The sequence below is a fragment of the Burkholderia sp. E168m22 genome, from assembly GCF_001319805.1.
In the GTDB taxonomy this organism is placed as follows: Bacteria; Pseudomonadota; Gammaproteobacteria; order Burkholderiales; family Burkholderiaceae; genus Burkholderia; species Burkholderia orbicola.
Window position 1 is genome coordinate 41,484 of sequence record NZ_BBSK01000103.1, and the last position, 12,945, is coordinate 54,428.

Annotated in this window: 12 protein-coding genes and 1 tRNA gene; 7 read left to right on the forward strand and 6 right to left on the reverse strand. The window is 65.7% G+C overall.

Features of this window, described 5'->3' with window-relative positions:
- Positions 1-50: 50 nt before the first annotated feature.
- Genes AP428_RS23625 through AP428_RS23635 form a run of 3 tightly spaced genes read right to left on the reverse strand, consistent with a single transcriptional unit; the run spans position 51 to position 2,529 of the window.
- Entirely contained in the window at positions 51-437 is a 387-nt protein-coding gene (locus AP428_RS23625; protein ID WP_012338573.1) for a hypothetical protein, read from the reverse strand.
- A gap of 50 nt (positions 438-487) precedes the next feature.
- Positions 488-1,966, reverse strand: coding sequence for a 4-hydroxyphenylacetate 3-hydroxylase family protein (locus tag AP428_RS23630; protein ID WP_011548303.1), 1,479 nt, complete (start codon positions 1,964-1,966; stop codon positions 488-490).
- Positions 1,967-2,001: 35 nt separating this feature from the next.
- The gene (locus AP428_RS23635; RefSeq protein WP_050768810.1) at positions 2,002-2,529 is read right to left on the reverse strand and encodes a flavin reductase family protein; all 528 of its coding nucleotides are present in this window, start codon (positions 2,527-2,529) and stop codon (positions 2,002-2,004) included.
- A 275-nt stretch (positions 2,530-2,804) separates the two neighbouring features.
- Here AP428_RS23635 and AP428_RS23640 point away from each other — a divergent pair, with 275 nt between their 5' ends.
- Positions 2,805-4,016, forward strand: coding sequence for an IscS subfamily cysteine desulfurase (locus AP428_RS23640; RefSeq protein ID WP_041489420.1), 1,212 nt, complete (start codon positions 2,805-2,807; stop codon positions 4,014-4,016).
- A 19-nt stretch (positions 4,017-4,035) separates the two neighbouring features.
- Here AP428_RS23640 and AP428_RS23645 read toward each other — a convergent pair whose 3' ends face one another.
- Positions 4,036-4,578, reverse strand: coding sequence for a MarR family winged helix-turn-helix transcriptional regulator (locus tag AP428_RS23645; protein WP_011548306.1), 543 nt, complete (start codon positions 4,576-4,578; stop codon positions 4,036-4,038).
- A gap of 139 nt (positions 4,579-4,717) precedes the next feature.
- On the opposite strand from AP428_RS23645, the gene AP428_RS23650 reads away from it, so the two are divergent.
- Positions 4,718-5,314, forward strand: coding sequence for a nuclear transport factor 2 family protein (locus AP428_RS23650; RefSeq protein ID WP_011548307.1), 597 nt, complete (start codon positions 4,718-4,720; stop codon positions 5,312-5,314).
- Positions 5,315-5,326: 12 nt separating this feature from the next.
- Here the strand turns inward: AP428_RS23650 and AP428_RS23655 are convergent, their stop codons facing one another.
- Both AP428_RS23655 and rtcR read right to left on the reverse strand, forming a co-directional pair.
- Positions 5,327-5,866 carry an SUKH-3 domain-containing protein gene (locus AP428_RS23655; protein WP_011548308.1) on the reverse strand — a complete coding sequence of 180 codons (540 nt, stop codon included), beginning with the start codon at positions 5,864-5,866 and terminating at the stop codon, positions 5,327-5,329.
- 83 nt (positions 5,867-5,949) lie between these two features.
- The gene (rtcR, locus tag AP428_RS23660) at positions 5,950-7,566 is read right to left on the reverse strand and encodes an RNA repair transcriptional activator RtcR (protein ID WP_011694660.1); all 1,617 of its coding nucleotides are present in this window, start codon (positions 7,564-7,566) and stop codon (positions 5,950-5,952) included.
- Between the two features lie 338 nt (positions 7,567-7,904).
- Between rtcR and AP428_RS36830 the strand changes: the two genes are divergently transcribed.
- The 5 genes from AP428_RS36830 (at position 7,905) to AP428_RS23680 (ending at position 12,940) form a co-directional block, all read left to right on the forward strand.
- Positions 7,905-7,977 (forward strand) — tRNA-Phe (locus tag AP428_RS36830).
- A 256-nt stretch (positions 7,978-8,233) separates the two neighbouring features.
- Positions 8,234-9,373 (forward strand): slipin family protein, encoded by a 1,140-nt coding sequence (locus tag AP428_RS23665; protein ID WP_011548310.1) that lies wholly within the window; start codon positions 8,234-8,236, stop codon positions 9,371-9,373.
- A gap of 61 nt (positions 9,374-9,434) precedes the next feature.
- On the forward strand, positions 9,435-10,658 hold the full coding sequence (locus AP428_RS23670; RefSeq protein WP_011548311.1) for an RtcB family protein: 1,224 nt from the start codon (positions 9,435-9,437) through the stop codon (positions 10,656-10,658).
- Positions 10,659-10,713: 55 nt separating this feature from the next.
- Positions 10,714-11,529, forward strand: coding sequence for a nucleotidyltransferase domain-containing protein (locus AP428_RS23675; protein WP_054928391.1), 816 nt, complete (start codon positions 10,714-10,716; stop codon positions 11,527-11,529).
- Between the two features lie 259 nt (positions 11,530-11,788).
- Positions 11,789-12,940: a DUF1176 domain-containing protein gene (locus AP428_RS23680; protein WP_172593297.1), complete on the forward strand. Its 1,152-nt coding sequence runs from the start codon at positions 11,789-11,791 to the stop codon at positions 12,938-12,940.
- The last annotated feature ends 5 nt before the right edge of the window (positions 12,941-12,945 follow it).

Below are 12,945 nucleotides of genomic sequence, written 5' to 3' on the forward strand. Positions count from 1 at the left end.
CGCGGGCCGCGCGATACAGCGGCCCGCCGTCTGTCATGGATCGGCCGAACTCAGGCCGGATCGTAATAGTGGATTTCCAGCAGCACACAGCCACCGTTCGACTTGAACGGGCCATGCCACGCGCCGGGCGGACGCACCGCGTACGTGTAGCCCTTGAACGGCGTGCCGCCGTCGCCGTGCTCGTCGTTGCCGACGGTCAGGTCGCCTTCGACCAGAAACACCTCTTCCCAGTAGTCGTGCACGAACGGTTGCTTCGTGTGCAGCCCGGCCGGCAGGCGCAGCAGGCGCGTGCGGCTGCCGCGCTTGCGCTCGGTGTCGAGCGCGCCGGACAAGATCAGCTCCTGCGCGCCGGACGCCGGGTCATAGCCTTCCGGCAGCCGCCAGTCGCGCTGCATGTCCAGCGTGTGGAATTCGTCGTGAAGCTTGTTGATGGCCATCTGTCTCTCCTGATTGCGATAGCGGGTAAAAGGGGTTGCGATGCGGCTAGTCAAGCGGCACGCGGCGTCGACAGTTCCTGGTTCAGCGAATAGCTGCCGAGCATCGAATCGACCAGATGCGACGCACGCTGCCAGTCGTACGTGCGATACGCATGGCCCTTCGTGACGAACGACGCGCCGGCATAGAACAGTTCGTACTGGTTGTGGCGCGACGCGAATTCGGAGCCGACCGCGTCCCACGCGAGCTTGAAGAACTTCACGCGTTCCTCCGACGAGCACACCGGCGATTTCTGCGTCTTCTCGATGATGCGCAGCAGGTCGGGGTTCTCGAAATCGCGCACGCTGGACGGCAACATGATCATTCCGCCGCCGGCGAGCTCGCGCAGTGTGTTGAGCACCTTCGAATACAGTTGCTGCGTGACGACCTGCGAGCCGTACAGCATGTTGCGGTCGGGCACGTAGAAGCCGTTGACGACCGTGCCCTTCGCTTCCATCCCGTAGACCCACGCCTCGACCATCGACGCTTCGGCCGCGAGCTGGCCCAGCGTTTCGCGCACCTGCGGGAACGTGTTCGTTCCGTTGACCTCGGAGATCTTCAGGCCGAGCCCGACGAGAAAGCGCAGCTTCGTCATCAGGCGCACCTGGCATTGATAGTTCTGGTACACGTGTGCGGGTGTCGCGTGGAACTGCTTCGCGCACATCGCCGTATTGCCGGCGACGAAGATCCGCTCCCACGGCACCTTCACGTCGTCGAAGTACAGCACCGCGTCGTTCTCGTCGAAGCGGCTCGACAGCGGGTTGTCGAACACCGACGTCGCGCTCTCCTCGTACGACTTGCGCGACATGATCTTCATGCCCTTCGCGTTCATCGGCACCGCGAACGACAGCGCATACATCTCGTCGCCTTCGCGCAGCGGCTGGATGCAGCTGCAGAACACCTCGTTCGCCATGATCCCGCTCGTCGCGAGCATCTTCGCACCGCGCACCGTGATGCCTTCGGCATCCTGATCGACGATGCCGACCGCGAGGTACTTGTCCTCCTGTTCGTGCGCGGCCTTCGACTGGTTCGCCTGCGGATTCACGATCACGTAGGTCAGGAACAGGTCGTTGTCGCGTGCATAACGGTAGTAGTCGCGCAGCGCGCCGGCGCGTGCCGGGTCGTATTGTTCGAACACGTCGGCGCCCATATACATGCCGGAGAGACACGACGCGACGTGGTCGGGCGAGCGGCCCATGAAGCCGTAATGCAGCTCCGACCACGCTTCCAGCGCGGCACGGCGCTCGACGAGTTCGTCATAGGACGTCGGCAGTTGCCAGATCCGGCTCACGCGGTTGCCCGAGTCGGGCGACACGAACGTCATCTTCTCGACGTTCTCGTCGCGCGCCTGGTAGTCGTACAGGCTCGCGTAGCTGCGGATCGAATTGCGGAATGCCGCGTGCGCGGTCACGTCGCCGACCGGCTGGCCGTTCAGGTAGACCTGCCGTCCGTCGCGCAGCGACGCGATGTGCTGAGTGCCGTTCTTGATCATGATGTGCTCCTGGGGGAATGAATCGTGGGTTGCATTCACATGGATGGCGCATGCGCGCCGTCGAGCGCGCGGTAACGACCGCCGAAGAAGATCAGCGGGCGTCCGTCCGAGCGCGCGCGGTGCCGCGTCACGCGGCCGACGAAAATCACGTGGTCGCCGCCGTCGTACTGCGCATACGGTTCGCATTCGAACGTCGCGAGTGCGTCAGGCAGCAGCACCATGCCGTCGTCGCCAGCCGCGCCGCCGCGCCAGCCCCACTTGTCGCCGTTCGCTTTCGCGAAAGAGTTCGACAGGTGCTGCTGCGTCTCGTCAAGCACGTTGACCGCGTAGCCATCCGCGCCGGCCAGGTCGCCGAGGCTCAGGCTGCGGCGGTCGACCGAGAACAGGATCAGCGGCGGGTCCAGCGACACCGAATTGAACGACGCGACCGTGATGCCGATCGGCATCCCCTCCTTGCGCGGGGCGGTAATCACCGCGACGCCCGTCGCGAACATCGACAGCGCGGCGCGGAAACGCCGCTGCTCGTCGGCATCCGCGCCGGTTCCTGCGTGGTTCTCGCTCATCTCGTTCTCCTTGGGTTGCATTTCCGGATTCCCCTGAGGAATCCGCATCAACAAAGCACCGTTAATTAGCTTTTTTATTTAGCTTTTATTAAATGTAAACACAAAAGCCGGTTCAAGATGTCGTAAACCCTGATCTTGAAAGCTTTGTTTGAAAGACAACCATACTGGCGGGATGGATGTTGCGCGGCTCGCGCGAATGTCCACGTACACTGCGCCAACCGTATTCACCGGCGCTCGCGACCCACGCGAAACGTCGCTTTCCGGAGTCCCTTTCGATGCAATCCCGTCCGATCTACATGGACTACAGCGCGACGACGCCCGTCGATCCGCGCGTGGTCGACAAGATGGTGCCGTTCCTGCACGAGCAGTTCGGCAACCCGGCTTCACGCAGCCACAGCTACGGCTGGGATGCCGAGCAGGCGGTCGAGGAAGCGCGCGCGCACGTCGCCGCGCTGCTCGGCGCCGATCCGCGCGAAATCGTATGGACGTCCGGCGCGACCGAAGGCAACAACCTCGCGATCAAGGGCGCGGCGCACTTCTATCAGGGCCAAGGCAAGCACCTCGTGACGGTGAAGACCGAACACAAGGCCGTGCTCGATACGTGTCGCGAACTCGAGCGCCAGGGCTTCGACGTCACGTACCTCGACGTGCGGGAGGACGGCCTGCTCGACCTCGATGGGTTACGGCAGGCGCTGCGCGCCGACACGATCCTCGTGTCGGTAATGCTCGCGAACAACGAAACGGGGGTGATCCAGCCGGTGGCCGAGATCGGGGCACTGTGCCGCGCACGCGGCATCGTGTTCCACTGCGATGCGGTGCAGGCGGCCGGCAAGATTCCGGTCGACGTGAATGCATTGAACGTCGACCTGCTGACGGTGACCGCGCACAAGGTGTACGGCCCGAAGGGAATCGGCGCGCTGTACGTGCGCCGCAAGCCGCGTGTGCGCATCGAAGCGCAGATGCACGGCGGCGGCCACGAGCGCGGAATGCGTTCCGGCACGCTGCCGACGCACCAGATCGTCGGGATGGGCGAAGCGTTCCGGCTGGCGAAGAAAGAAATGGCAGAGGAAAGCCGCCGCGTCGGCGCGTTGCGCGACCGGCTGCTGGCCGGCCTGTCGACGCTCGACGAGGTTTACGTGAACGGCGACCTCGCACGCCGGATTCCGCACAACCTGAACGTCAGCTTCAATTTCGTCGAAGGCGAATCGCTGATCATGGGAATCAAGGGCGTCGCGGTGTCGTCAGGCTCGGCGTGCACGTCGGCGTCGCTGGAGCCGTCTTACGTGCTGCGTGCGCTCGGTCGAAGCGACGAGCTCGCGCACAGCTCGATCCGCTTCACGCTCGGCCGCTTCACGACCGAAGCCGAGGTCGACAGCGTGATCGCGCAGGTGCGCGACACGGTCGGCAAGCTGCGCGAATTGAGCCCGCTGTGGGACATGCATCTCGAAGGGGTCGACCTGGATACGATCGAGTGGGCCGCGCACTGAGCGCGGCAGCCGGCGCGTGTCAGCCTTTTTCCTGGCGAGCGATCATGTGCGCGAGATCGAGCGTCGCGCGATCGCCGTTGGTGACGAGGCGGTCGATCACCGAGCAGAGCGCCTTGAATTCGGTTTTCGTCACGCCTTCGAACAGCACGTTGTTGATGCGCTGCTGCGTATCGACGAGCGCTTTCAGCAGCTTCGAGCCGGCCGGCGTGACCGTGAGCCGCATCTTGCGCTTGTCGTCGGGGTCCGGGCGTTTGTCGATCAGGCCGAGCTTCTTCAGCTTGCCGGTCTCGATCGTGACGAACGCGCCGCTCAGGTGCAGATGATCGGCGAGGCGGTTGACGGTCACGACGTCGTCATGCGACAGATGGGCGACCGACACGAGCAGCGAATACTGGATGCCGGTGAGGCCGATCAACGAGCCGAAACCGTCGCGCACCGACAGCAGGCGCGCCGCGAACGGCAGCAGCCCGTTGATCAGGTGGCGAAATTCCGTGTCCGTGCCGTCGATCAGGCAGGCCGGGTTGGTAATGGTCAGAACGGACTCCTCTTGCTGCTTGGCCATGACGTCGACGCTCCGTGCGGTCATGCGAATTTAGCTTTGGAACGAAATTATACGGCAAAGGCACCGGCGGCCTCGGCCAGCCTAGCGGCCTGCAGGCGGCCCGATTTCCCGATACTTTCCCGACACAGGAGGCTCGAACATGCCCTTCCCGCTTCATCCCGCCACGGTTCGCGCGCTGCTCGAATGCTATCTGCGCGCGAAGGACCTGAACCAGGCCGCGCTGATCGCGGACTGCTTCGCGGCCAATGCCGAACTGAGCTTTTCCCTCGCCAACGACGACATCGATTTTCCGCCGCGCGTGACGGGCGCGGCGGCCATTGCGCATACGCTGGTCGAGGCATTCGGCGAGCGGTTCGAGCAGTGCCGAACCTATTACGTCTGCACGACCCCGCCCGTCGATGAGCACGGCGTCAGCAGCATGCCGTGGCTCGTCGTGATGCGGCAAAAGGACAGCGGCGCGCTGCGGATCGGACACGGCACGTACCGCTGGCAGTTCGCCATCGATGGTGAAAACGACGACGTTGCGCGGGTTGCCGCGCTGCACATTCATATCGCACGGATGGATACGATCGACGATCCGCAGTCGTTGAAACTCGATCGGCTGCACGCGGCGTTCGGGTATCCGTGGCTGCCGGTGCACGCGTTCGCGCGCGGGCTGGCGGACATCGCGGCGGCGCATTCGGATTGGGCATTCCTGGCCCCGTTCCAGGAGGCGGCCGCGTCGGCCATCGGCTGAAGCTCCGCCGCATCACGGCGCCGCGCGCGATCCGTCATTGCCGGCCCGCAACTGCGCGGCCGTCATGACGCGCGGGTCGTCGCCCGTCAGATGCGCGCCGTAATAGGCGATCGACGCCTGCTTGTCGAGCAATAGCGGAATCGAGACCCGCCCGAGCAGCGTGCGTTCGATCGCGTCGCCGAACGTGAATCCCGCCAGATAGACGCCGTCCATCACGCAATTCGTCGTGAACACGCGGCCCTGCGTATCGACATAAAACTCGACGTAGCCGAGATCGTCCTCGGCGATTCCGATCATCGTCGTGTCGAGCGCCCGCTCCCACGCGGCAATCTGTTCATCCTGACGCTCCAGTGCGCGAAACGCGATTCCCATCGGCGCGCAGGTTTCCCCGCTGCGCCGGGCCGGCTCCGCACCCACGATCAACGTGCCGAATTCACGCAGGATCGCATCACCCGGATGTTCGCCGTCGCGGGCCGACAGGCGGCCGTCGGCAGGGCCGCACCACCCGGCCGCGACAAACAACGGCCTGACCGTCAACGGAATCTCGATCACTAGAATGCTCCTGAAGTTACCGCATACGATACGACACGCGCGAACGCTCTCCGCAGCGCGGACATCATGCGCCGCGCTCGCCCTCACACACCGTCGAGCGCGCGCCGCACACCGTCCCAATCGAGCCCGAACCGCGCGAGATACTTGCGCAGCCGGTCCGCGTCGTTCGGCTGCTTCTTGCTCTGCCGCGACACCGCGAACAGCGTGCGCCCGGCTTCCGACAGGCTCGCCGACGTGCGGCACACGTCGAGCACGCGTTCGAGCTGCGCACGATCGAACAGGTCGAGTTCCGCCGCACGCGCACCGAACACCGCGTCGACGCACGCGTCCGCCATACTCGCGCCACCCGGCGACGACCACGTGCGCGTCAGCCGCTCGACTTCCTGTTCGGCGAGCGCCTCGGTAATGCGCCCCGCATCGGCCAGCGTCGCCATCCGTGTGACCGACGCCGACAGCTCGCGGAAGTTGCCGGCCCACGTCGCGCGCGGCGAGGCCGCGAACGCGAGATAGCGCCGCTTCGCCTCGACGTTGAACCGCACCTGCTCGCCCTGCTCGCGACCGAAACGGTCGAGCTCGAATTCGAGGTTCGGCTCGATGTCCTCACGGCGCTCGGCCAGTCCCGGCAATTCATAGGTCCAGAGGTTGATCCGCGCATAGAGGTCCTCGCGGAACGTGCCGGCCGCCACCATCTGCCGCAGATCGCGGTGCGTGCCCGCGATCAGTTCGAAATCGCTGGTCGCCTCGACGTCCGCGCCGACCGGCAGGAAGCGCTTCTCCTCGATCGCCTTCAGCAGCATCGCCTGTTCGTCGAGCCCGAGTTCGCCGATCTCGTCGAGAAACAGCAGCCCGCCGTCCGCCGCGCGCAGCAGCCCCGCCCGCGCCGACTGCGCCCCTGTGAACGCACCCTTCACGTGACCGAACAGCGTCGACATCGCCGCGTCGCCGCGCAGCGTCGCGCAGTTGATCTCGATGAACGGCCCCGCGAGCCGATGCCGGCCACGCTTCAGCTCGTACACGCGCTTCGCGAGAAACGACTTGCCGGCCCCCGTCGGCCCGACCAGCAGCATCGGCGCGCGCGAACGCACCGCCACGCGCTCGAGTTGCTCGATCAGCGCATTGAAGCGCGCGTTGCGCGTCGCGATGCCGGCCTTCAGGAACGACACCGTTTCGTCGCGCTCGCGCGTGAAGCGCTGCGCGATCCGGTTGTAGCGCGACAGGTCGAGATCGATCACCGAGATCGTGCCCGGCCCGCTCGGCCCTTCGTCGGTCCGCTGCGGCGGCCCGGTCTGCACGAGGCGCGCGGGCAGATAGCGCGCTTCCGCGAGCAGGAACCAGCAGATCTGCGCGACGTGCGTGCCGGTCGTGATGTGGATCAGGTAATCCTCGTGTTCGAGGTCGAACGGGTACGCGCGTGCGTAATCGTGCAGCGTCGCATAAACCTCCTCGAAATCCCACGGATCGTGGATCGTGACCGGCGTGAGCCGCACGTCGGTTCGCGGCGACACGCGCGCGAGATCGTCCCGCACCTGGTTGGCGAGACGCGTGTAGTCCAGCGAATGCAGCAGTTCGAGCCGGTCGATCGGCAGGTCGGGCTGCTCGCACAGCGAAATCGTCGGCCGCCATTTGCGGTAACGGCGCGGCGCGCGGCCGCCTTGGTCGAGCACGGTGCCGAGAAAACCGATCGCAACGGTTTTGCGCATGTTTATCTCATGGGATAAGAAGCGATCCAATTGTATCGAATATGCAGGATCGTGACGTGCCGACAGCGTCGATGCCAGACACTGCAAAACAGATAATTCCCTTTTAACTTCAATGTGTTGAGAGATTTCCAGAAGCGCCAGCCGCTCACTGGCACGCTCCTCGCTAAATAAAAGACGCCGGATGTCCCGCTGGCCCACGAGCCAGGGTTCAACAAGCCCTGCTGGTGCGCCGCCGCCGAACCTCGTTCGTCGCGGTAGCGCATGCCGCCATGGACAGACGAAGGCAAAGGGGCGCGCGCCAGGATGCCTCGCCTGGGTTCGAATCCCGGGGCGCCCATTGTTCGAAAGCTCAGCCAGGTGGAGCAGCCGGCGAAAGCCGGCCGGTGGCGGGTTCAAATCCCGCTCGAACGCTGTCCGCAAGGACGGTCTCGTATGAAGGCAGTACCCGCCGGTGCGGGCCGACAGGCCCGCCGCGCGTCGGACCGGTTGCGGTTCCGCGCGATCGGCCGGGCGGCCGCACGGCCCGCGCGAAGGCGCACGACGACGCAATGCAGCAGGCGTCGCCATGCACTTCGACGCCGGCCAGCGCGCCGCCCGCCCGATTGCGTCGCCCCGCGATCCGCACGATGCGCGTTACCCGGCGGCCATTGAAGAAAAGGACAAAAATATGTGGAAGCGTCATGTGGTGAAAAAGAACGAACGCGCGCTGCTGATGAGCGAGGGCGATTTCGTGAAGGTGCTGGAACCAGGCGTGTTCAAGGCCTTCGATCCGTTCAAGCGCCTGTCGGTGCAGACCGCGCGTCTCGACGCGCCGCTCGCCGACGAAGCGCTGGCCGACTACCTGCGTCACGACGCACCGGACGTGCTCGCGCGGTATTTCGTCGCGATGGATCTCGCCGACGACGAAGCCGGCCTGCGCTACGAAGACGACGTGCTCGTCGAGATTCTGGCGCCGGGCACGCGCCGGCTGTACTGGCGCGGCCTGACCGCGCACCGGCTGGAGCGCATCGATCTCGCGCAGGACAGCATGCTGCCCGCCGCGCTGGTGAAGCGCATCGCGCAACCGTCGCTGCGTGCGCGCGGCGTGGCGGGGCTGACGGGCGTGCTGCTGGCGCAGGTGCCGGCGTACCACGTCGGCGTGCTGAAGGTCGACGGCAAGATCGAGCGGTTGCTGGACGCGGGCGCGTCGGCGTTCTGGCGCTTCAACCGCGACGTCGCGGTCGAGCTGGTCGATCTGCGCTTGCAGGCGATCGAGGTCGGCGGGCAGGAAATCCTGACGCGCGACAAGGTCGCGCTGCGGCTGAACCTGTCGGCGACGTGGCGTTATGCGGACGTGCTGCAAGCGTTCGGCCAGTTGCAGAAGCCGGTCGAACACCTGTATCGCGAGTTGCAGTTCGCGCTGCGTTCGGCGGTCGGCACGCGCTCGCTCGACGAGTTGCTGGAGGACAAGCAGTCGCTCGACGAGGTCGTGATCGCGCACGTGCGCGCCCGTCTCGACGGTTCGGGCGTGGACGTGCGCAGCGTCGGCGTGAAGGATATCGTGCTGCCGGGCGACATGAAGACGATCCTCGCGCAGGTGGTCGAAGCGGAGAAATCCGCGCAGGCGAACGTGATTCGCCGCCGCGAGGAAACGGCGGCCACGCGTTCGCTGCTGAACACCGCGAAGGTGATGGAAGAAAACCCGACCGCACTGCGGCTCAAGGAGCTGGAAACGCTCGAGCGCGTCGCGGAACGGATCGACCGCATCTCGGTGTTCGGCGGTCTCGACCAGGTGCTGAACGGGCTCGTCAGCATCAAGGGCACGTAATGCAGGCTCCGGCGCGATGCAGATGGGTCGCGCCGGTCCCGAAATGAATCAGGTGAAGCAAATGACCGACATGGATTATCAGGTGATGGAACTGGCGAACGGCAAGCCGGTGAAGATGTGGACGCAAGGTGTCGCCGTCGAGGACGAAGCGCGCGCGCAACTGCGCAACACCGCGCAGATGCCGTTCATCTTCGGCCACGTTGCGGTGATGCCGGACGTGCACCTCGGCAAGGGCTCGACGATCGGCAGCGTGATTCCGACGAAGGGCGCGATCATCCCGGCCGCGGTCGGCGTCGACATCGGCTGCGGGATGATGGCCGCGCGCACGACGCTGACGGCGGCCGACCTGCCCGATTCGCTTGGCGGGCTGCGCAGCGCGATCGAATGCGCGGTGCCGCACGGCCGTGCGCCGGGCCGCCGCGATCCGGGCGCGTGGGGCGATCGCACGCCGGCCGCCGTGACCGACGCGTGGAAATCGCTGCAGCCGGGCTTTCAGCGCATCGTCGACAAGTATCCGAAGCTGGCAAAGACGAACCACTACGCGCATCTCGGCACGCTCGGCACCGGCAACCACTTCATCGAAGTGTGCATCGACGAGGCGGACCGCGTGTGGTTCATGCTGCACAGCGGCTCGCGCGGCGTCGGCAATGCGATCGGCAGCCTGTTCATCGAACTCGCGCAGGCCGACATGCGGCAGCACATCGCGAACCTGCCCGACCGTAATCTCGCGTATTTCACCGAAGGCAGCCGGCACTTCGACGATTACGTCGAAGCGGTCGGCTGGGCGCAGGACTACGCGCGGCGCAACCGGCAGGCGATGATGGACGCGGTGATCGGCGCGGCGCGCGGCGTGATCGCGAAGCCGTTCTCGGTCGACGAGCACGCGGTGAACTGTCACCACAACTACGTGCAGCGCGAGCGCCACTTCGGCGAAGACGTGCTCGTGACGCGCAAGGGCGCGGTGTCCGCGCAGAAGGGGCAACTCGGGATCATTCCGGGCTCGATGGGCGCGAAGAGTTTCATCGTGCGCGGGCTCGGCAACCCGGAAAGCTTCTGCTCCTGCAGCCACGGCGCGGGCCGGACGATGAGCCGCACCGAAGCGAAGCGTCGCTTCACGGCCGACGATCAGGCGAAGGCGACGCAAGGCGTCGAATGCCGGAAGGACGCGGGCGTCGTCGACGAAATCCCGATGGCGTACAAGGACATCGACGCGGTGATGGCGGCTCAGCGCAGCCTCGTCGAAGTGGTGCATACGCTGCGCCAGGTGGTGTGTGTGAAGGGATAGCGCGGTGTGCGGCCGAGGGCCAGCGGCCGCGCACAACGAAAGGAAAACGACAACGATGAAAACCGACAAGGCAATGACGACCGTGCGCAGCGCGCATCCGATCGACCCGGTGGTGCGGGCACGCGTGATGGCGGAGCTCGCGGAAGTCGAACGCCGCCATGATGTATGCGTGCTGTTCGCGTGCGAATCGGGCAGCCGCGGCTGGGGATTCGCTTCGCCGGACAGCGATTACGACGTACGCTTCGTGTACGCACACCGGCGCGACTGGTACCTGAGCGTCGAACCGCAACGCGACGTGATCGAGCGGCCGCTCGACGACGAGCTCGACGTCAGCGGCTGGGAATCGCGCAAGGCGCTGCAACTGCTGCGACGCTCGAACCCGACGCTGCTCGAATGGCTCGACTCGCCCGTCGTGTATCGCGAAGATGCGCGCTGGGCGCCGCGGCTCAGGTCGCTGGCATCGGCGTTCTTCTCGCCGGTACGCGGGCGTCATCACTACCTCTCGATGGCAAAGAAAAATTTTCGCGGCTATCTGCAAGGCGACACGGTGCGTTACAAGAAGTACTTGTACGTACTGCGTCCGCTGCTCGCGGTCCGCTGGATCGACATGGGGCTCGGCATGCCGCCGATGCGCTTCGTCGATCTCGTCGACGGGACCGTGCACGAGCCGACGGTGCGCGCGGAGCTCGATGCGTTGCTCGCGCTGAAGATGAGCGCGAACGAAAGCGAATACGGGCCGCGCCGGCCGGCGATCCACGCGCTGGTCGAGACGATGCTCGCCGATGCCGAACACGATCGCGAATACAAGCGGCCGTGGGGCGACGTGGCGATGCTCGATGCGTTCCTGCGCGACGTGGTCGACGGCCGATGAAAAGTGAACGGCGCGATGCCTCCGGGGATCGCGCCATTTTTGCATCAGCACTCGTCCGATCAATACAGGCGAGCAACGATCGTGCCCGCGTACTACGTGTCGTCGTCACGATTCACAGCCCATCGCGGCGGTATACTCGATGCCGTTCGGCACAGCGCGCCGCCGCATGCGCCGCAGCCTTCGACCTGCCCCGCCTGCTGACGATGCGCTTGCAGTCCGACATCTTCCGCCCGCCCATCCACAGTCGATACGAACCGTCATGTCGCACCGCCTTTCGCTCGCCATCGCCGCCCTCCTCGCCGTTTCCCCGTTCGTTGCCGAGGCTCGCCCGCTCGCGCGGCCACCGGTCGAACGCGACTTCAAGAACTGGTCGGTCGTTTGCGACAACGGCAACCGCTGCATTGCCGAAAGCCATGCGGACGATATCGATGATGCACGCACCAGCCTCATCCTGCGCGTGACGCGCGATGCCGGCCCGGACGCGCAAGCCTCGCTCGACATCTATGCGTCGGCGCCGCTGGACCTGCGCAGCGCGCGCGTGGATGGTCGCCCGTTCGATGCAATGGCGGCCCGATGGCATGCGTTCGGCGGCAAACCGGACGATGACGACGCGCACCCGTTCCGGATCCGGACCAACGATCCGGCAACGGTTGCCGCATGGCTCACTGCGTCGCGCAATGCGCAACTGCTGAGCTTCGGCGATCCGGCGTCGGCACAAACCGCCCGCACACCGTTGACGGGATTGAGTGCCGCGCTGCTGTTGATCGACGACACGCAGGGCCGTGTCGGCACCGTCACGGCGTTGCTGCGCCCGGGCACCCGGCCGGCGTCGGCGGTGCCCGTCGCACCGGCATTGCCACCCGCCGTCACGCCGGCCCCGGCCGTCGCAAACCTGTCGGCCGCGGAGCAACGGCCGCTCGTCGATGCGGTGCTCGCGAAGTTCGGCGGCGACGTGAAGCAATGTGCGGCCGATGTCGAAGACGAAATGCCGGCGGGCGATCGCAGGAAGGCGTCGACTGCCGTGGCGGTCTCCGCCGACGAAGCGCTGGTCGCGATACCGTGCCAGACCAGCAGCATGTATAACCACACCGACCTGTGGTATCGCGTGCGGCGAACTGCGCCCTACTCGCCGACGGCGATGAATTTCGGCGAGAACGCGAACGCGGGACTCGATTCGGCGTCGTTCGCAAACGAACTGACCGACGCCGGCTACGATCCCGCCAGCGCGACGCTATCGAGTAAGGTCAGACTGCGCAGTGCAGGCGATTGCGGCTCGACCGCATCGTGGATCTTCGACGGCCGGCACTTCGTGCTCAGCGATATCGCCACACACGGCACTTGCAACGGCTTGTTCGACGATCAGTGGCCACGCCTGTATCGACGGGCCGATGCGGCAGCCAACCCGCACTGACGCAC